The sequence below is a fragment of the Dietzia timorensis genome (genome assembly GCF_001659785.1).
In the GTDB taxonomy this organism is placed as follows: Bacteria; Actinomycetota; Actinomycetes; order Mycobacteriales; family Mycobacteriaceae; genus Dietzia; species Dietzia timorensis.
Window position 1 is genome coordinate 1,727,534 of record NZ_CP015961.1, and the last position, 18,393, is coordinate 1,745,926.

The following is an 18,393-nucleotide window of genomic DNA, read 5'->3' on the forward strand; positions in this document are numbered from 1 at the left end:
TGCAGCGTTGTGGCGTTATGTCGTTCTTACAGTCCGTGCCAATGTGGGCCTTTTCTGCGAAGTCGATCGTCACAATTGAGAGTCTGAAATTGCGATTCACCGGGGACTCGCTTCTAGGGAGAGAGGAGAAGCCAAAGACTCGGTCGGTACCTGTCGGCCAGAATGGCGCGGTGGGCGGGCTGCGCGAATTCCGTTGAGGATGATGACTACTTCGGCAAGTTCATGAACTAAGACGACCGAGGTGAGGCCGAGAACGCCGAAAAGCGCTAAAGGGAACAACACAGCGACGATGGCGAGAGCAAGAGCGATATTCCCCGTCATGATCGACCTGCCGCGACGCGCATGCGCCAATGCGTCAGGAATGAGTCGCAGGTCGTGGCCGGTGAACGCGACATCTGCAGATTCCACCGCGGCGGCAGAACCAGTGACGCCCATCGCGATGCCCACTGTCGCCGTGGCCAATGCGGGAGCATCGTTGATTCCATCGCCGATCATCACAGTGGGAACCTGAGCTGCGGAATGCCGGATATGATTCGTCTTGTCGGCCGGGAGTTGTTCTGCATGAACCTCGTCAACGCCGGCTCGATGTGCGATTGCCTTGGCCGTGCGGGTGTTGTCGCCGGTGAGCATCATGGTTGAAATGCCCTGGGCATTAATGTGGGCGATTGCCTCGGCTGCTTCGGGGCGCAGCTCGTCGCGAATCCCGATCACACCGATCGCTCGGTGCGCTACCTCGACCACAATGACACTCATGCCCTGTTCTGCCAGCGACGCGACACTCTCGGACAGTCCTTGGGCATCGATCCAACGTGGGCTTCCGACGCGGACACTTCGCCCCTCGACCCGACCTGTGATCCCGAGCCCGGGACTTTCTTGCACCTCGACAGCTTCCAGTCGTTCGTTGGCAGAGGTGATGATTGCTTGTGCAAGTGGGTGGGTGCTGTTCGCCTCGAGCGCGGCCGCTAAAGAGAGGACTTGGGACTCGTCGTATCCGCTAGCGCAATGAGTTTCGACGACCTCGGGCTGGTTTCGTGTCAGGGTGCCCGTCTTGTCGAAGGCGACTTTTCGGATTGTGCCAAGTCGTTCGAACGCGGCGCCGGACTTGATGACAACCCCGAGCTTGGACGCCGATCCAATGGCAGAGATCACCGTGACCGGCACGGCGATAGCGAGCGCGCACGGCGAAGCCGCCACGAGGACGACGAGCGCGCGCTCAATCCATGTGCCCGGATCGCCCACGGCGAATCCGAAGGCGGCGATCAATGTCGCCGCAACAAGTACGAGGGGAACAAGTGGCCGGGCGATACTGTCAGCTAACCTCGCTCGCTCACCCTTGTTCGCGTGAGCTTGCTCGACCAGACGCACGATTTGCGTCAGCGAGTTGTCTTTTCCATCTGCCGTTGCCTCGATACGCAGGGTGCCCGACCCATTAACGGAACCGGCAATCACCTCGTCGCCGGGCCCGACCTCGACCGGGATCGACTCGCCCGTAATGGCAGAGGTGTCCAACCAAGAGCGACCCCTGGACACCACTCCGTCCGTAGCGACGCGCTCCCCGGCACCAACGACGAGGATGTCCGATGCCCTCACATCGACGGCCGAGACGGACTGTTCTTCGCCGAATCGGTGGACCCGTGCCGTTTCGGGGATCAGCGAGAGAAGTGAGCGTAGTCCCAGCCGGGCGCGATCCATGGCGCGATCTTCTAACGCCTCAGCGATTGAGAACAGGAATGCCAGAGCTGCCGCTTCGCCGACATGCCCGAGAAGCACCGCGCCAATCGCGGCGATTGTCATCAACAAGCCCACGCCCATTCTGCCGCGGCCTTTGGCAGTGAACAATCGCTTGAGAGTGGAGGGCACGAACGTCCGCGCTCCCGCCACAAGCGCAAGGGAAAAAATGACCACCGAGGCGACGCCCACCCCGCGCCATTCCAGCACGAGCCCTATCGCCACTAAGGCGCCTGACGCGGCCGGCAACGCCAATGCGCGATCGCGCCACCAGGGAGCAAGATCGACGCCGTCATCGATAGGGAGGGGCTCGGGTGAGCCACAACATGAATCGACGGCGACGGGAACCACCGGCTCGTCGGGGCCGCAACATTCCCGGCTCACCGCGAACCCTCCGAGTGACTCGCATCGAGCTTGTCGTCAACTGAATCGCAACACCCCGGGACCGCACACACCGGATCAACGCACGGTTGATGCTCGTCGACGGCAAGAGTGACGTCGACGAGCGCGGTCAATGCTGAAGCGAGATGCGGATCAGCTATCTCATACCGCGTCTGACGCCCCTCGGGCTCGGCAACCACGATCCCGCACCCGCGCAGACAAGCCAAGTGATTCGACACGTTGGTTCGTGATAAGTCCAAAGTCCGCGCGAGCTGCGCGGGATAGCCCGGTTCCGAGAGTAGGGAAAGCAAGATACGTGAACGCGTCGGATCTGCCATGGCTCGACCCAACCGATTCATGACATCGACCCGTGAAGCAATAGTCAGCATGCAGTGACTATACATCGATTGCTGAACAGTTGGAAGGGTGCGATCCACCCTGGCGTGGTATCTGAGAGGATTTCCTAGCGTCGAGAGGCAATTTTGAAGCGAGCGCTGGTCTCGCTGTTCGTCCCGAGCGTCGGTCCGACATCCGTCTCAGCCGTACCTACCGGATGTCGGGCGGGCGATCATGTTCCAGAGGGGGAATTCGATAGTAGGCGGGAACTGATTCGTTTACCTCGGTATCCCTGCCCCGGCGCTATCCGTAGTTCTCGTCCGAGTCGGAGCTTTCCTGGAGTCGCTTGTACTGGCGGGCAAAGAAATACAAGCCGCCGATGAGTACCAGAGCGATCGCGCCGAAGATAACGAAGGCGAGCCACGGAGAGGAGCTGTCCGTCTTCTCGGCGGTCTCTCCGGTTTGCGCGTTTGAGGTCTCGCCACCAGGCTTTTCTCCCGCCGAGGTCTCCGCGCCGGCCTGGCCGTTTTGCGCGGTGGAAGAGCCCGCGCCGGGCGCGGAACCCGCATTCGAGGAGCTGGATTCGGACCCGGCGATCGTGAATTCGTAAGAACCCTGGATCGGGTGACCGTCGGCGCTCACCACGCGGTAGCCCACCGTGTATTTAGCGGGATCGAGCTCGCCAACTTCCACGGACATCTTCGCGACCTCCACCTTCGGTGCCCCCTTTGCCCTGTCGGACCCATCCTTCATCACCGTGAGCCTGACGAATTCGGGCGAGATGTCCTCGTTGAACGTGATGCTGACATCCTTCGGTGGCGTCTGCACTGTGGAGTTCTGCCCGGGCGAGCTCGCGACGACTGTGGAGTGTGCCTGGGCAGCGGGCGTCACGAGCAATGTCGTTACGGAGGGGGCCGCGACCGCGGTGAGCAAGAGTGCTGCGACGGGAGCCGCGATTCGGCGCCGCTTGAGGCAGGCAGAGGATGGATCCGGGGATATACGCATGTACTCATTATGGCCTGCAGCCACACACTCGGAACGGGACGGTCGACGTGATGTGAGCGCATTGACCCTTGTTCGCCGATTCCAGTCAGTGCTTCGGCCATGTGGAGTGCGCGTGGAAGATGTGCACAGCGCTGTCGCATGAGGGCGCCGCGTTAAGGGGTGGCTTCTGATCTAAGGCGTCCACCGGATCCGGCGGTGGCGCGAGTAATCCCGATTGTTCGACTGCCAGTGTTCTGAGTCATTCGATGGAAAATAAAGTGTTAGGGTTACCTTGTTGATTTTCAGCATTCGCTGCGCACGGGACTTCAACATCGGCGTTTACGCAGGAGAAATTTTCAACTTTCGGTTTGCGCGGCAGCGCCGCTTTTTTACAAGGAATCTATCGTGGACACCGACGATTACATTCGCATCCTTTACTTGCCAGCGAAGCTCGTGCGGGGAGAACAACTCCGGAAGAACCTCACTATTTGCGAATCAATTAGTCTGAGTGGACCCAGAACCAAAAGACCTACTTGAGAGAACAGTTGCGATAACTCCGCGACACGTATAGACGCAACGACAAGGCTTGCAACTTCGAATACAGAGAACAAGTAGAGCGATGGAAGGCCAAACAAGCGATAGGTGCGAATCCGAATGGCAAGTAGCCCAAACGCTGGGCTATCGAGTCAATCCTCTATTTTGCCTACGCCGACCCTAATCTGGTGGACAACTACGATCTCGTGGTCAAAAGTAGGGACCGTTTTTGTTTATTCGTCGCTGCACCCAACTGGTACAAGAATCATGCGGGAAATCGTCAGGGTCGCAGGCCGAGCCTGTTCAAATAGCTGCGGAACCGGGGTGGCGCAATGGCAGTCAATTGAGAAAGCTCCTACGCGACGGTCCGTGATGTGCGAAGCTGTCGGAAAGGAATGGAGCTAAATCCTGGGCCCTCCGTGGATACTCTTGACTAGAGAACTCGACTTGAACACAAGCGGTGAAACAGATCACCGGCCTCAATCAGTCCCTGCCGTGGGCTTCTGATGTTCAGACTTCTTCTCGAAGCTGGCGTCGCGGCAGAGAGGTTCGCCAACACGGACAAACGTATCCAACGGTAAGTGGACGCGGTTCGCGAATGGAGCGACAGACGCTCAAGCGCAATCTGTTGAGTCGAGTCTCATTCCCGAATAGGAACGTGTATATAGGGAGGGCGAGTTTTCCCAATGCCGGCTGGCTACGGGAGGTCATTTCCCACTCGTACAATTCTTCTATCTCGATGGGTGTGGGGCAGTCGATCGAGGAGTGTAGCCAGTTGCAGTTGAACGAGAGCACCTAAGACAGCGTGGCCAGTCCCACTTTCGCAACTCGGAGCATCGTAGCGCAACGGATCCGGCGGTCCCTCTAGCAGTTCTTACTCACGGCTCCTTTTGTTCTGTTTCCCTCTTTGTGCGAACCCCAACGTAATGCGCCCAAGATTGATTTGTAACCAAAGAATGCTTATCGGCAGACTTGTACGAGTATCCCAATGCGTCCGCCACAAGAGGAGCGGGTGCGATCGCCAGAAGTTCTTCAAATGAACTTGAGCGTGCCCCGAGGAACTGAGTGAAACCAATCTTTCTAAACTGTTCCTTGATTGAATCGACCGTGATGAATCTGCCGGCTTTTACACCAGGGAAAAGCCAAGAGCTTCCGGCATTCGCTCCTCTAAGGTTCGGTCGGTGATCAAGATAGTCACGGAACAGACCTACTATCGGGGAGGGAATCGGTACTGCTTGACTTCCAAGTTTCAGGAAAAGCTTCCCATCGAGGTCCGTGACGTCATTAATTTCTAGCTCAACAATATTCGCTAAAGGTTGCGCAAAAACAAGTAGCAATAGCCCAGCTACACGGACATGCAAATGTATTGAATCATCTTCAATAAAGGTCATGATCCAGTAACTACGTTCGTCCTTAGAGATTAGCTTATGATTTGACGCTTCAAATACTGGAACCTTCAGCTTCCTTGTATAGCCGTTACGCGAAGTCCAGGAAAGAAATGGGCGGAGGTTTCTACGCGTTGATGGCCCTGACGTGAGCCAAAAGTCAACATCGGGCTGCCGAGCGCGTGACAAGTCTTCGAAGCCCTGAGAGTGCAGCCAGTTTAGAAAGTCGATTGTGGTTGAGACATGTTGTTTGGCAGCGTGCGTCGCGCGCCGCGTGTTGCGGCCATCTTTGATCGACTCGTTGATGCGAGGGGTCACATCCCAAGATATGAACTGATTCAGGACTTTGCGGAAACTTGGTGAGTCGACGGTCTGAAGTTTGTTTTTCCACCATTGACCAAAAGCGTGAAGGTCGTAGTCACGAGCACGAAGAGCTTCGTTCTTTATCAAAATTGCTCGGACGTGTTCAACTTCTCGCTTTGATTTGGGATTCTCGCGGATGTATTCATCAAACGTGGTGTGGGCCCATTCGAAGTTTCCTGCTCCAAGAAATTTTAGAAATTGCGATACTTTTGGATTCAGTTTCCATGTGAGTACGCTTTCTGGCCTATCAGCTGCACAGAGGGCTTCGGTAAGAATTGCGAATTTATCTACATCTGCTTGTTTCCCCATCATTTCATAAAGATCTGCTCGAAGTGCGCAGGTGGCGCACGACCCGCCCCGATAGGGGCGGCGCTCTTTACCGCAGGTCTTACAATGAAGGTTCCGGGTGATTCCAGCACATTCCGCACAGATAGGATTATCGGTCGCAGGAGAGACTCCAGGCAGCATCCGGTGTTGGCCGCAATGTGGGCAGCGTCCATAGGTATCAGTCGCCTTGCGGTAGCAGGTAAGGCAAAGGCGGCCCTCAGGGAAATTTGCGATTCCATGATTGAACTTGAGACCGCATCGCCCACAGCTATATTTTCCAGTGTTATTACGAGGTCGACCTTTAGTTCTTGGACGGTTACCAGCCGAATCATTCATCGTCAGTAATCTTCACCCGTCTTGGTGCGAGCGTACTACCGGATTTGCTACCTCTCGACGCCGTTGTTCCTGTTCTGGCAATAGGTTTCGCCGCGACGGTGAACGTCAGAAGGTCCCCGATATCGCAACTGAAAATGTCGCAGAGCGCGCCGACGACGACAAGGCTGACTCGTTCGGGCTTCTGGTGGGAAAGGCGGTACACCTGAGTGCGAGACAAGTTGATTCCTCTCTCCGCTAGTAGAGGAACTAGATCTGTGCTGTTACGGATGCCCTGCCTAGCCATGATTTCTGATAAGTGCCAGTCGTATTCAATCAGTCTCATTGGAGGTTATTCTTTCTGTCTGAGGACCTAACGATAGTGTCGTTGAGCGCGGATCGAAGAGTGCGGGTTCGGAAGTCACTACTTACACACGTGTAGATAGCCGTTGTGGACGCATATTCATGACCGACCTGCTTCTGAACGAACAACGGGTCCCATCCATCTTCTATTAGATGGGTAATATACGATCTGCGAAACGAATGGAAATCGAGACCAGGCGGCAGCTCCAATTCGTCGCAATAAAGCCTGAACCGCCTCCAAAGCACGGAGGATGATACAAAGGTTCCGCGCTCAGTGGGGAATAGTAGAGAACGTTCTCCATATTTGTCGCCAGCGAGACCTATAGTATCTTCAACAATATCTGGGGTCCATGAAAACACGGTGAATACTCCGCGACGCTTGGGGCTCGAACCACGTGACGCTTTTCCGTGTAAGACATTCAATTGGCCAAAGCGCCCAAACTCGCGCGCGTGAGGATTTCTTGAAAAGTCCTCTTGGCGGAGGTGCCGCAGTTCATTAACACGTAGTCCGTACGAGTAGGCGATCTTAAAGGCCATGGAGTCCCGGTATGCGGCGATCGCACCCTTGTGTCCGTTTCTCAGAATCCTGTCGACTTGATCGTCTGCATAGTCAAAGAAATCTTGCAGCTCGGTCTTGGTGAATGCACGTTTAGTGGGGGACCCTTCGTAGTCTTGCACGTGCTGAGCTGTGTTCCAGTCGAAGAATACCTGCGTTGGGTGATCGTTAAATTCTTCGATACATAGATCGACCCAACCATTTGATGGCTCGCTGACGTAGGAACAGAACGCCCGAAGAGCGCCCTGATAGCTGCGAATCGTTGACCGCTGAAGCTGGTTTTCGGCCCGGAGGTCCGAGAAGTATTCGTCAACGACCTTCGGTGTCCATTCCCACGGGTAGGTTTCGGTACTCAACACGAATCGCTGAACAATGCTGGATCTTGACTCGATAGTAGAGGTGTTCAGGTTTCGAGCCATCTGCTGATTCGTCCAGCCCGACAGCATTTCGCGAAAGTAGTGCTCTGCAGGATCTAGCGGACGTACTAGCTTGACTACGTGGTCCACACTCGCACACCTCCGACGTTTCATTAGATGCAACAATGGTGCAACAGATGAAACACGCATGTCAAGCGTGCAGGTAGAAGGGTTGTGAATTATTCACGGGAAGCTTGCCGAGCACTGACGTTTGATTGGTTCGGCTTGCTCGGGTCGTTGGCTTGTAGCTGGGGATCTTTGGGCCAGAGGGACGGCGTTGGAGGGCCGACGAGGTTTCATCTGATGGAATATGCAATGAATTACTTTACATAATGTAGATTATCGGCGAAGTGACTAACTGCGAGGGCGGGATCAAGAGCCCGCCCGACTTCATTAAGCCGTCATTCGGGGCTCCCCGTGTCGTACGCGCGAGTTGTGAGCCGGTGTTGTCGATCCCGGTGTTAGTCCGTCGATATCCGTATGAATTCTGCGGGTCGCTGTCGTGGCGTCGTTCTCGGTGGAACGACGACTTTCGCGCGCGTGACAGCCGATTCTGAACTTGGTCCATGTCGTAGGTATGAAAATGAAGTCGAAGTCGTTATTGAGTCGACATGGCATTGAATCTGCGTTTGGGTCACCGGAGTGGCTGGAGCCCCGGCTGGGAACCGTCTCTCCGCCGGCCCCGAATGTACCACAAAAACGTCACAGTGACGAATGTATAGCGGTTGAATGGGGTCTCACGGTTGTTCGGTAGAGATGATTACCAACGGGCTCGTGGGTCAGTTGGCGGCAGGCTGGGCGTGATGGGAGACGCCGGGATGTGCATGTCCTCGCTCCGGGTAATCTTCGAAGCCTAGCCGCAGTCGCTGCATGAGAATCGAGGACCGGGTGCAGATACACGACGCCACCGCTGACCATGTCGCAGCGATCGCCGCGATATACAACGATGCCGTGGAAAACACGACAGCAATTTGGAACGACCAGACCGTGGACCAGGATAACCGTGCACGATGGCTCGTGGAACGAACGAATGCGGGGTTTCCTGTACTTGTGTGTAGTTCGCCAATTAACGAATACGAGGTGTTAGGTTACGCGACCTATTCGCAGTGGCGCCCGTTCGATGGTTATCGGCATACGGTCGAGCATTCGGTGTACGTACGCAGCGATCAGCACGGCAAAGGCATCGGAACCATGCTCATGGAACGGCTTATAGAGCGTGCCCAGCAGTCTGGCGTTCACGTTATGGTCGCAGGAATCGACGCCAGTAATTCGGCGTCGATCGCGCTCCACGAAAAACTCGGATTCGAGATCGTCGGGCGGATGCCGCAGGTCGGCGTCAAATTTGGGCGATGGCTCGATCTCGCATTTCTCCAGCGCACGCTTGAGGGCAGGGAAACGCCGCTGCCACGGGCCTAGCCGAACTGGGTGTCGAGGAATCCGGCAAGCAAGAATCCGACTCCTCCGATCTCCCCCACGATAATCGCGACTATGCCGCCGATAACCAACGGCGTGACCGGATGGACCTGGTTGGTGGTGTCTTCTTTCCATCCGTGGAACGCATAGTTAACAATGTTCGCAACGAAGAGAAATACTACGACGCTCACGGCGATCGTGTTGGCCACGGTTGACCATTCATTGAATTGCGCGAGCGGGACGAGGATCAATGTCGCTGCCGCATACATGAGGGCTGCCCGATGGGCGATATCGACGTAAGGGTGTGCGAGACCATTCTCGCTGTTCACCATTCCGAAAAACTTCCAGATGCCGAGAACCATCCCGAGGAGCAACATTCCCGCTGCGGACGCAATGGAAATCTGCGTGGGAAGCAGGAGGCTCTCCATGGTCACTCCACCTTCTTCGGGGCCGATACGGATAACGCACCACGCAGCGCAATGGGCCGGCTAGGTGCAGCCACTACCCTGCCATCTGCGGGAATGCTGGTCGTGAGGAGTACGGTACACACGTGACCGTAATTCTCCGACATCTGGGTGCAGCATTCAGCGTTAATAATCTTCCTTCGAGGCGACGCCCCGCCACAAAGGTGGCCATCATCCAGCTGATCACCCTTTCTGCCTTTACGGCGTTCGGTCGATTCGATCTCGCTCTCCTCGCAAGCCTCGGGCTGTTCGCAGTACTTTATGCTCCAGATGCGCCGTACCGTCGACGGCTGATCGTCGTGTCCACCGTGGCGCTCGCGCTGTTCGTGTGTGCGCTTCTCGGAATTGCCGTTGGTGGAAGCTCCCCGCTTCTGCTCGTCGCGGTGATCGTGCTGTCGTCCGCGGCGAGCTTTGCCTGTACGGCGCTCCTGGTTGGTCCGCCGGCAGCGTACTTCTTGATGCTCGGCTGTGGCGTGGTCAACTACATGGTTTATCAGCACGACATGCCGGCGAGTCACGTGCTGCTGATGACCCTGGTTGGTGGCGCGGTGGCCGTCGTCGGGACTATGGCAGAGCTTGCAACGCAGCCGCATTTGCCGGAGAAGAAGGCGGTCAGCGCCGCCATCGCCGCTGTTGATACGTACGCCGAGTCCGCGCCAGGAGAATCGGCGCGGCCGCTGCAACGGAAGGCGTCTGCCGCACTCCACAGTGCCTGGACGGCGTTGGATGATGCCGCTCCCCTCTTTCCTCGAGGTCCATGGGCGGGGCGAAGGATGACGACGCTGAACGCGCTTCGCGACGACGTCGAAAGCGCCGAGTACCGGTTCAACGTCCGGCTCGGCGATGCCGCCGCGCACTACTTCACGGGCAATCGTTTGAATTCGGACGCGTCGTCGGGATTGTTCGACCGCATGGTGGGGTCGGCAGGAGCATCGAGCGGTCGGCCGAAGGCGCGAGTCCTACTGTCCCATGCTCTTTCGTGGCCATCAGAGAACCTGGTGACCGCTTCTCGCGTCGCCGTGGCGACGATCATCGCGGGGCTCGTGACCCTCGCGCTAAACGGCGAACACATCTATTGGTCGACGGCTTTCGCCGCGGTGGCGCTCCACATGGGTGGCGCACGCATCATCCAGTCCTACCGCGCCGTTAACCGCCTTGCGGGCACAGTCCTCGGTATCGGGCTTTTCACGTTGATCGTCTGGGCCTCGCCTTCCCCCTGGAGCCTGGTGGTCATCCTCGTGTCCCTGCAATTGCTCGTCGAACTCTTCGTCGCCAAGCAGTACGCGTTGGCCACGCTGTTCATTACCCCGCTCGCGCTCCTCATTTCTGTGGGGGGCCAGATACCCGACGACCCGTGGCCGATCATGGCCGAACGCCTTCTCGACACGGTGATCGGCGTGGTCGCGGCATTCATCGCGATCTGGTTGTTCGGCCGCGCGATGCCGGCAAAGGTACTTCGTGCCCAAACATCGCGGACACTGCGTTCGGCCGCAGCGTTCATCTCGGCGCCTGACGATTCGGATTCGCGAGATTCCCTGTACACCGATCTCCGACTGCTCGATTCTGTGGCCGGCGCCGTCACGACCGAAGAGGGTGGTTCGGACGCTGTTCACAACGGTCGTGAGATCGCAAATATCGGCTATCTGCTCATCGGCACTCGCACTCTCGACGCCGCCCGCTGGAACGATGCACGGATCGAGAAGGTGCGCACTCTCATGCTCAACGCGTCCGAGGAACTCGGTGACGGAGGGCGCCAGATGGACGCGAGAATCGATTCGCTCCTCACCCAACTGGCGGCGAGCATCGAGATCACGGAGCGGTAGCTATCCGCGCGGCTGCGACTCCATCGCCTCATTGTGCAGTCGCTGGAACCTCTCCGCGGCCTCCTCGCCCCATCCTGGCCGTTCGGTGATGGTCGCCCAACCGTCGATGATCTCGTTGTCGTATAAATGACCGTAGCCCTGGCCTCCCCCGACGGCGTTGCCAAGATCCGCGGTGACCTGCCAAAAGGTGCCGATGGGTAGGTACGTCATATCAGGATGGCGCCCCTCGCCCGGCTCCTCCTCGAGCCAATCGGGACGTTCGAAAAGTAGATCGCTGTTCCACCACACCACCGGGTCGGTGGCGTGCTGCACGTAGAGAATCCGGGGAGACAGCCACTCTCCCACTCCTTCGCGAAACTCGGCAGGGTTCTCGGAAAACCGGACCAGCAAACCGTCGGCGTACGTCGGCTCTACTTCTGTCGTGCCCGGGTCTCTTCGTGAGACCAGCGAGTTCCAGATCGTGCTCGAGTTCGGCGGACCCATCCAGAGCACTCCATCGACGGTCGAACGAATGTCGCGCAGACCGGAGAAGGCACCCTCGCCGGCGAGAGTTCCAAGCGATTCCCCGTAGACGTAGAGCTTCGGTTTGTGCGCATCGGCGGGAAGGGAATCGCGCCACGCGGCGACCGCGCTGACCAGTGCACTTCCCGCCGCACGGGCCTTGTCCTGGTCTGCGAGGAACGAAATCCAGCTGGGCAGGAACGAATACTGCGTGCCGACGATCGCGGTATCTCCTGCGCCGAGTAACTCGATGGCCTGTGCGGCGTTCGGGTTGATCCATCCCGTGCCGGTGGTGGGGACGATCGCCACGGATTCCCGTTCCCAGGCTCGAGTGCGGTTGAGTTCGTCCACTACGAGTGAGGCACGTCCGTCGTCATCGGATGCTGATTCGATTCCCGAATACAGCCGGATCGGTTCTTTCGCCTCCTCGCCGAGCAGCATGGAGAGTTCGTCGGCGCGCAGCCCGCCGTCGACGAACCGACGGCCCTGCATCCCGAGGTCCTCGAAATCGACGACGGAGTCGGGGCTCCCCGAACGTTCGGACTCGGCAGGCTCGGTGACGCCGTCGATGGCGTTGTCGTTTTGCGCGCTGAAGAGCATGTTCGCGCCTTCGAAGAACACGCGTAGCACGACGCCCTGTCCCAGCCCAAGTGCCAGGATGACTACGGCGACAATACCGACGAACCGGGCGGCCGGACGCGGGACCCGGAGCCTTCGTTGTAGAAACCGCGACACCCACGCGACGAGCCAGACCACTTCCCTGCCAATTGTCAGGATGACGAAGAACACGGCGAGCGCGATCACCGGGATACCGAGGTAAAGCAGCCACGACTGGGTCGATGCGTCGACGAGTGCCGCGGATTGGTCGTGCCACCGCACCGCGGAGATCGAGCCGATCACGACGTACACGATGACCAGGAACGGGATGAGTTTGTGCGACCAGTAGATGAGCGAATCGCCGATCCGGCGCCAACTGTCGGTGAGCGTGATCTGCGGTGCTACGTAGCGCAGGTGGATACTGCGGATAATGATCGCGAGAACGTACCCGGTGAAAAGTGCGATTCCGGTGATAAGGCCCTGGAAGTACCACACCCTCGGCAGAAGCGAGGGCATGAACGAGATCCAGGCGAGGACCGCGGCCCCGATCAGTCCGGAATCGCGTAGCTTCCAGCGGTTGGTGAGGCCGTGCAGTGCGACGAACCACCGCGGATAGAGAACTTGCCGTGTATCGCGCGCCGAAATCGCCTGTCGACTCATCTGATGCGCTCGGCTTCGCGGGCGCTACGCACCAACTTGGCCGCGAGGTCCCCGATCTCCTTCGTGCTTGCGCCCTCGTCCACTGCCGTCTGGAGGTCTTCGGCGGCACAGCGGAGCATGAATGCTCGCTCCGAAATCGAAGTGGCCTCGGCTTCGGTGAGCACCACGGTCCCCTCGGGAAGGTGCAAACGCGACGTCATCTGGCGGTGTTCGTATGCCCGCTGACGGCACGATCGCTTGCAGTATTTCCGGCGGCGACCGCTCGCTGGCTGCGACACCGGGCGACCACACCACTGGCACGGTGCGACATCATCAAGATGCGCCGCGGTGTCGTCCCCTGCCCGGGAGTCTGGATGTTCGTCGGTCACGGCGGCTACAATACGCGGAGACGTTACACGCGCGCACGCGGGGCTCGCGGCCCCGCGGGAAGTTGCAGCGGGAACAATTGCCCAGTCTCGCGCGTTATACATGCTGGAAACATCTAGGCACCAAGCGAAGGAGCCCTTTTATGGCAGATCGAGTATTGCGCGGAAGTCGCCTCGGTGCGGTCAGTTACGAGACGGACCGGGATCACGATCTCGCCCCGCGCCGCACAGCCCGTTACCAGACCGAGAACGGCGATATCTACGAGATCCCCTTCGCGGACGAGGCGGAGATCCCCGGCACCTGGATGTGCAAGAACGGCCAGGAGGGCAAGCTGCTCGACGGCCCGGCCCCAGAATCCAAGAAGGTGAAGCCGCCGCGTACCCACTGGGACATGTTGCTCGAGCGTCGTTCCATGGACGAGCTCGACGATCTGCTCAAGGAGCGCCTCGACGTGCTTAAGAAGCGTCGGCGCGCCGGCAGCCGCTAGCAGATCGGGGCCCATTCCCACGCGGTTTTCTCATCGATGACGGCGGACACCGAAAAGGTGTCCGCCGATCTCTATTTACCCCGCCTTGGGGCCGCGGGCCGCGCGGGGCGTGCTCAGCGCTCGCGGCGCAGAAGCACGACCGTGTCCTTCATGTGCCCGATCTGGCCCTCAGGCCCGGTCGCCTTGCGTTCTCGTACCTCGCTGATCTGCACAGTCCAGGATCCGGCTGGGACGGACAGGTCGAGCACCTCGCCCCAGGGCGTTGGCATGTCGCCGTGGCCGCGATGCTCAGCTGGGGCCCAGTCCGGCGGTGCAAAGTGGCTTAGAGCGAAGAGATAGCCGCCGGGGCGCACCATTTCTCCGGCGAGGTTGATGATTCCGACCCGGTCGAAATCGTCCAGCGGCGACTGGAAGAAGCTTGCAGTCACGAGATCAAGGGGGCCAAGAGCCTCGACCCGCGCACGAGCCAGCCACGGTGCTAGATCTCCGGAATCGAACGTAGCCGACCCCGGCATCGAATCCCGGTTCTGCTCTGCGGCGGCACGCGCCCGGGAGACGGCGGTGGACGAAATATCGACCCCGGTCGCGTCCCAGCCCTGACCGGCGAGCCACAGCACGTCCGCACCCTCACCGCAGCCGAGATCGAGGCTTCTCCCAGGGGAAAGAGCTCCGACGACGTCAACGAGCACGGGGTTCGGGTTGCCGCTCCACCGGGACTTTCCGGCGTAAAGGTCTTCCCAGAACTCGGTGGGGTCGGACTGAGTCTCGTGCATGCATGCTCCTTTCGCGAGCCCTTGGACCGGCCGGCTACGAGCGCCCGAAGAGCGATCGCAGCTGCGATGCGCGGTGCTCGAACCCCCAACGGGCGACGTTGACCGCGGCTTCGCGGAAAATCGATTCGCTCATTTTCGACTGCCCGACAGTGCGCTCTACGAAAGTAATGGGCACCTCGACGATTCGGCATCCGGCTTGTCGCAGACGCCAGGTCATATCGATTTGAAAGCAATAGCCAGCGGAGTCGATCGTACCGAAATCCAGGGATGCCAAAGCTTCTGCCTTGTAGGCGCGATACCCGGCGGTGATGTCGTTGACCTCGGCGCCGAGCATGATCTTGGAGTACAGGTTACCGCCGCGCGAGATGAGATGGCGGCTCAGCGGCCAGTTCTCGATCCGGCCGCCCGGCACGTAACGCGAACCGATCGCGAGATCCGCTCCCTGTTGGACGGCGCCGATAAGCGTGGGAAGTGATTCGGGCGGATGCGAGCCGTCTGCATCCATCTCGATGATGACGCCATAGCCACGTTCGAGTGCCCAACGGAAACCCGCGATGTATGCCGCTCCTAGTCCCTCCTTGCCCTTGCGGTGGAGTACATGGATCCGGCCGTGGATATCGCCCGCGGCGAGTTCGTCGGCAACCTCCCCGGTGCCGTCAGGGCTGTTGTCATCGGCGATGAGGACATCTGTGTCAGGCACAGCCACCAAGAGGCGCGCGATTATCGAGGGAAGATTTTCCCGTTCGTTGTATGTCGGCATGATCACCAACGATTCGGAATTGCTCATTCTCCCTCTTTCCTAGACGGTGCTATGGCGACGGCGACGCTCGAGGGTCGGAAGTCTATTGAGCACGAGCATGGCGCCCAGTGCCCCGAGAAGCCCGAAGAACGCGAGGACGTATTCGACTTTCGCTCCCAGTCGCGTAGCGAGCGTACCAGTGGGGACGTCGCCGAACGACGCGGTGAGCACGTCAGCGGTGGACAACTCCGTCTCCGACTCGATTCGTCCCCGTTCGTTGATCACAGCCGACACACCGTTGGTTGAGGCGACTACCACGGGGATGTGGTGCTCTACGGCCTGGACGCGGCTCATGGCGAGCTGCTGGTAGGTCATCGGTGACTCGCCGAACGTTGCGTTGTTGGTGGGTACCGTAAGGATCCGGGCACCGTCCTTTACCGCGTCTGTCGCCGCGCGGGTGAACGCGATCTCGAAACACGTGGCGACGCCGATCTTCGTGTCCCCGACGCGAAGAGTCCAGTCAGGCGGGCCGGGTTCGAAATATCCGGCGCGCTCGGCGATGGGGAAGATCGATTCCCAGAAGCCGCGCCACGGGAGCCACTCGCCGAACGGTTGGACGAAGTACTTGTCGTGCCGGGCTGTTTCACCCTTTCCCGGCTCCCATACGAGCATCGAGTTTGTGGCCGATGGCTCCTCTTCGCTTCCTGTCGGAATGACCGAACCGACGATGATCGGGACATTGATGGCATCCGTGGCCTCGTCGACGAGTTCGCGTGCCTGTTCGTTGTAGACGGGATTGACGTCGGCAGCGTTCTCGGGCCACAACACGATGTCGGGCTGCTCGGCGCGTCCGGAGGCCACATCATCGGCCAGCCGCAGCGTCTCGTCGACGTGATTTTGTAGCACCTGGAAACGCTGCGAATTGAAGTCCAGTCCGGTACGTGGGACGTTGCCCTGCACGGCTGCCACATTGAGGGGAACCTGGTCGTCCGGATGCCTGGTGCCGCTCGCCATCGGCGTGAAGGCGAGGCCGACGGTCACCGAGAGTAAGACGACCACATATCCCGCGAGCGTGATCGGGGCGCGATAACTACTCGGCGCGGTGACATGACGCCACTGCCACGCGACGACGAAGATCGCGAGCATTGCGCCGATGAGCGCGACGATATAACTGAGTCCGGGTGTCGTGGTGATCGGTGTGAGAAACACGAGCGGGCCGTTGGCCTGACCGAATGCGAGCCGACCCCACGGGAATCCGTTCCAGGGCCACGACGAGCGAAGGAATTCGGTCGCCAGCCACCACGCCGGGAGAAACAGCGCCGTGGACAAGTACGTGAGCGTGGTCATCGTCGAGCGGTGAAGTACCCGAAGCATCAACGATGCGCCGAGAGCGAAGAGCGCCGTATACAGCGATTCCACGAGCGACAGACCGACCGCCGCATACCACCCGACGTACATGCCCACCCATGGCAAGAGCAGCCCGAAGAACGCCATCCCGAACACGATGCCGAGTCCGATGGCCATCCACGATCCCGGAATGTGCGCGGTGTGCCTTTCGAATTTGCTGTCCGGTTTCGGCTTCGGCCCCATATCCCAGGGGGTCAGCGATACGAGAAACAGCGCGATTCCGAACGGCGCCGTGAACCACCAGGCGACTGGCGGGAACGACAGGAACACCAGGACGCCGCCCAGCGCGGCCAGGCCGAACCTCAGCAGGGTGAGGAACCGAGAGTAGCCGGCGGTGAGCTCTACACCCTCGGCCTTACCTGCGGCGTCCTTCGTTGCGGCGGGCTTCTTCCCGAGCTTCATAGTGCCTTCTCCGATCCGGAACCCGTGGCCGTGCCAAGGACACCGCTTTCGAACAGCACCTCGCCGCGATCGACCACCGCGAGACACGTGGGAGCCGGTCCTTCCAGATCCGGCATGGGCGGAACCCCCGACCGGGGATCCGTGGACCACCTTTGCACGGCATCGTCGGCGGCCTTGGCGACGAGCTCGCCCGTGTGCCACAACGCGAAGGAGGCCGGTGCGCCTGGCTGCAGGACTCCGAGACCACTTCCCTGCCCGAGGAATGCTCGAACCGCGCCTCGGGTCGCCGCCGTGAATGCCGCGCGCGGGGACAGTGCACGCGCCGGAGCGGGCGCCGCGTCGCCTACGCCGGTGAGTGCAGCGAGCGCATCCCAGGGCCGGAACTCGACACCATCCCAGCACGTTCCGGCCATCGGAATCCCAGCCGCCGCAAGACCGATGAGGTCCGCCCCTGATACCCCATCGCCCAGTAACGGTGCGAGCACGAGCGAGACACCGTACTTCGATAGCTGATCGATCTGCTCGGACGAGATTGCGCCGAGATCGGCGGCCCCGAGACCCACGATTGCGGGAGCGCGTCCGGCCACGCGGACGTCCCCCGCCTTCTCCGCCGCGGCAGCGAGGAAGTCCAGAACCCCTTGTAGACCGCCTGCCGCGGGATCCGCCCGGAGCGTGAGCTTGTCGAGGTCCCCGGCAACCAACGAATCGATGACGGCGGAGCCGGGGTTCTGCAAAACGGGAGCATCCGCCTTCATTCTCACGACGCCCCGGCCCGCTGCGGACGCGTCCGCCCCGGCGTCGTCGCCGGGCGCGAATTCGAGGAACGCGGGCGCGCACCATGCGCCTTCGGCATCGACGGAAGAGGCTTCCGGGAACAGCGTGGGGCCTGGCGCGTCCTGGCCGATCCATGCGACGGAACGGTTATCCACGGCTAGCGAGGTAGCGTCGCGAGAGGCGGGACTGAGGACGCGTGCCCCGTGAATCAACGTCGGACCGAGCTGGCGTGCAATTTCCGACGAACTCGATTTTTGTGGCATGCGTTCAATTATGGCGCACAGGCGTGGTCGCTCGCGGCG

General features: G+C 59.8%; 16 protein-coding genes. 3 read left to right on the forward strand and 13 right to left on the reverse strand.

Going from position 1 to position 18,393, the window contains the following annotated elements; translation table 11 throughout:
* Nucleotides 1–96: 96 nt before the first annotated feature.
* The 6 genes from BJL86_RS07920 to BJL86_RS07945 all read right to left on the reverse strand — a co-directional run bounded on the left by BJL86_RS07920 (nt 97) and on the right by BJL86_RS07945 (nt 7,715).
* Nucleotides 97–2,079 (reverse strand): heavy metal translocating P-type ATPase, encoded by a 1,983-nt coding sequence (locus BJL86_RS07920; protein WP_156515184.1) that lies wholly within the window; start codon nt 2,077–2,079, stop codon nt 97–99.
* Nucleotides 2,080–2,108: 29 nt separating this feature from the next.
* Entirely contained in the window at nt 2,109–2,498 is a 390-nt protein-coding gene (cmtR, locus tag BJL86_RS07925) for a Cd(II)/Pb(II)-sensing metalloregulatory transcriptional regulator CmtR (protein WP_075844908.1), read from the reverse strand.
* Between the two features lie 250 nt (nt 2,499–2,748).
* Nucleotides 2,749–3,450 carry a copper resistance CopC family protein gene (locus tag BJL86_RS07930; protein WP_075844909.1) on the reverse strand — a complete coding sequence of 234 codons (702 nt, stop codon included), beginning with the start codon at nt 3,448–3,450 and terminating at the stop codon, nt 2,749–2,751.
* 1,391 nt (nt 3,451–4,841) lie between these two features.
* On the reverse strand, nt 4,842–6,374 hold the full coding sequence (locus BJL86_RS17115) for a site-specific integrase (RefSeq protein ID WP_156515178.1): 1,533 nt from the start codon (nt 6,372–6,374) through the stop codon (nt 4,842–4,844).
* A complete protein-coding gene (locus BJL86_RS07940; RefSeq protein WP_075844910.1) occupies nt 6,367–6,696 on the reverse strand; it encodes a helix-turn-helix domain-containing protein in 330 nt (109 codons plus the stop codon). Before BJL86_RS07940 ends, BJL86_RS17115 begins: the two co-directional genes overlap by 8 nt.
* On the reverse strand, nt 6,693–7,715 hold the full coding sequence (locus BJL86_RS07945) for a tyrosine-type recombinase/integrase (protein WP_414836051.1): 1,023 nt from the start codon (nt 7,713–7,715) through the stop codon (nt 6,693–6,695). The genes BJL86_RS07940 and BJL86_RS07945 overlap by 4 nt, the downstream gene beginning before the upstream one ends.
* Nucleotides 7,716–8,555: 840 nt before the next feature.
* Here BJL86_RS07945 and BJL86_RS07950 point away from each other — a divergent pair.
* Nucleotides 8,556–9,101: a GNAT family N-acetyltransferase gene (locus tag BJL86_RS07950; protein WP_156515177.1), complete on the forward strand. Its 546-nt coding sequence runs from the start codon at nt 8,556–8,558 to the stop codon at nt 9,099–9,101.
* Here BJL86_RS07950 and BJL86_RS07955 read toward each other — a convergent pair.
* A complete protein-coding gene (locus BJL86_RS07955) occupies nt 9,098–9,526 on the reverse strand; it encodes a hypothetical protein (protein WP_067471240.1) in 429 nt (142 codons plus the stop codon). The genes BJL86_RS07950 and BJL86_RS07955 overlap by 4 nt on opposite strands.
* 200 nt (nt 9,527–9,726) lie before the next feature.
* Between BJL86_RS07955 and BJL86_RS07960 the strand changes: the two genes are divergently transcribed.
* Nucleotides 9,727–11,385: an FUSC family protein gene (locus BJL86_RS07960; protein WP_067471238.1), complete on the forward strand. Its 1,659-nt coding sequence runs from the start codon at nt 9,727–9,729 to the stop codon at nt 11,383–11,385.
* Here the strand turns inward: BJL86_RS07960 and BJL86_RS07965 are convergent, their stop codons facing one another.
* Entirely contained in the window at nt 11,386–13,143 is a 1,758-nt protein-coding gene (locus tag BJL86_RS07965) for an alpha/beta hydrolase (protein ID WP_082908292.1), read from the reverse strand.
* A complete protein-coding gene (locus BJL86_RS07970; protein ID WP_067471236.1) occupies nt 13,140–13,421 on the reverse strand; it encodes a hypothetical protein in 282 nt (93 codons plus the stop codon). The genes BJL86_RS07965 and BJL86_RS07970 overlap by 4 nt, the downstream gene beginning before the upstream one ends.
* A gap of 230 nt (nt 13,422–13,651) precedes the next feature.
* On the opposite strand from BJL86_RS07970, the gene BJL86_RS07975 reads away from it, so the two are divergent.
* Nucleotides 13,652–13,996 (forward strand): RNA polymerase-binding protein RbpA, encoded by a 345-nt coding sequence (locus tag BJL86_RS07975; protein ID WP_067471235.1) that lies wholly within the window; start codon nt 13,652–13,654, stop codon nt 13,994–13,996.
* Nucleotides 13,997–14,109: 113 nt separating this feature from the next.
* Here BJL86_RS07975 and BJL86_RS07980 read toward each other — a convergent pair whose 3' ends face one another.
* Genes BJL86_RS07980 through BJL86_RS07995 form a run of 4 tightly spaced genes read right to left on the reverse strand, consistent with a single transcriptional unit; the run spans nt 14,110 to nt 18,246 of the window.
* Nucleotides 14,110–14,769: a class I SAM-dependent methyltransferase gene (locus tag BJL86_RS07980; RefSeq protein WP_067471234.1), complete on the reverse strand. Its 660-nt coding sequence runs from the start codon at nt 14,767–14,769 to the stop codon at nt 14,110–14,112.
* A gap of 34 nt (nt 14,770–14,803) precedes the next feature.
* The gene (locus BJL86_RS07985; protein ID WP_067471233.1) at nt 14,804–15,556 is read right to left on the reverse strand and encodes a polyprenol monophosphomannose synthase; all 753 of its coding nucleotides are present in this window, start codon (nt 15,554–15,556) and stop codon (nt 14,804–14,806) included.
* A gap of 12 nt (nt 15,557–15,568) precedes the next feature.
* Nucleotides 15,569–17,317: an apolipoprotein N-acyltransferase gene (gene lnt / locus BJL86_RS07990; RefSeq protein ID WP_082908291.1), complete on the reverse strand. Its 1,749-nt coding sequence runs from the start codon at nt 17,315–17,317 to the stop codon at nt 15,569–15,571.
* On the reverse strand, nt 17,314–18,246 hold the full coding sequence (locus tag BJL86_RS07995) for a hypothetical protein (protein ID WP_067471231.1): 933 nt from the start codon (nt 18,244–18,246) through the stop codon (nt 17,314–17,316). The genes lnt and BJL86_RS07995 overlap by 4 nt, the downstream gene beginning before the upstream one ends.
* Nucleotides 18,247–18,393: the final 147 nt, after the last annotated feature.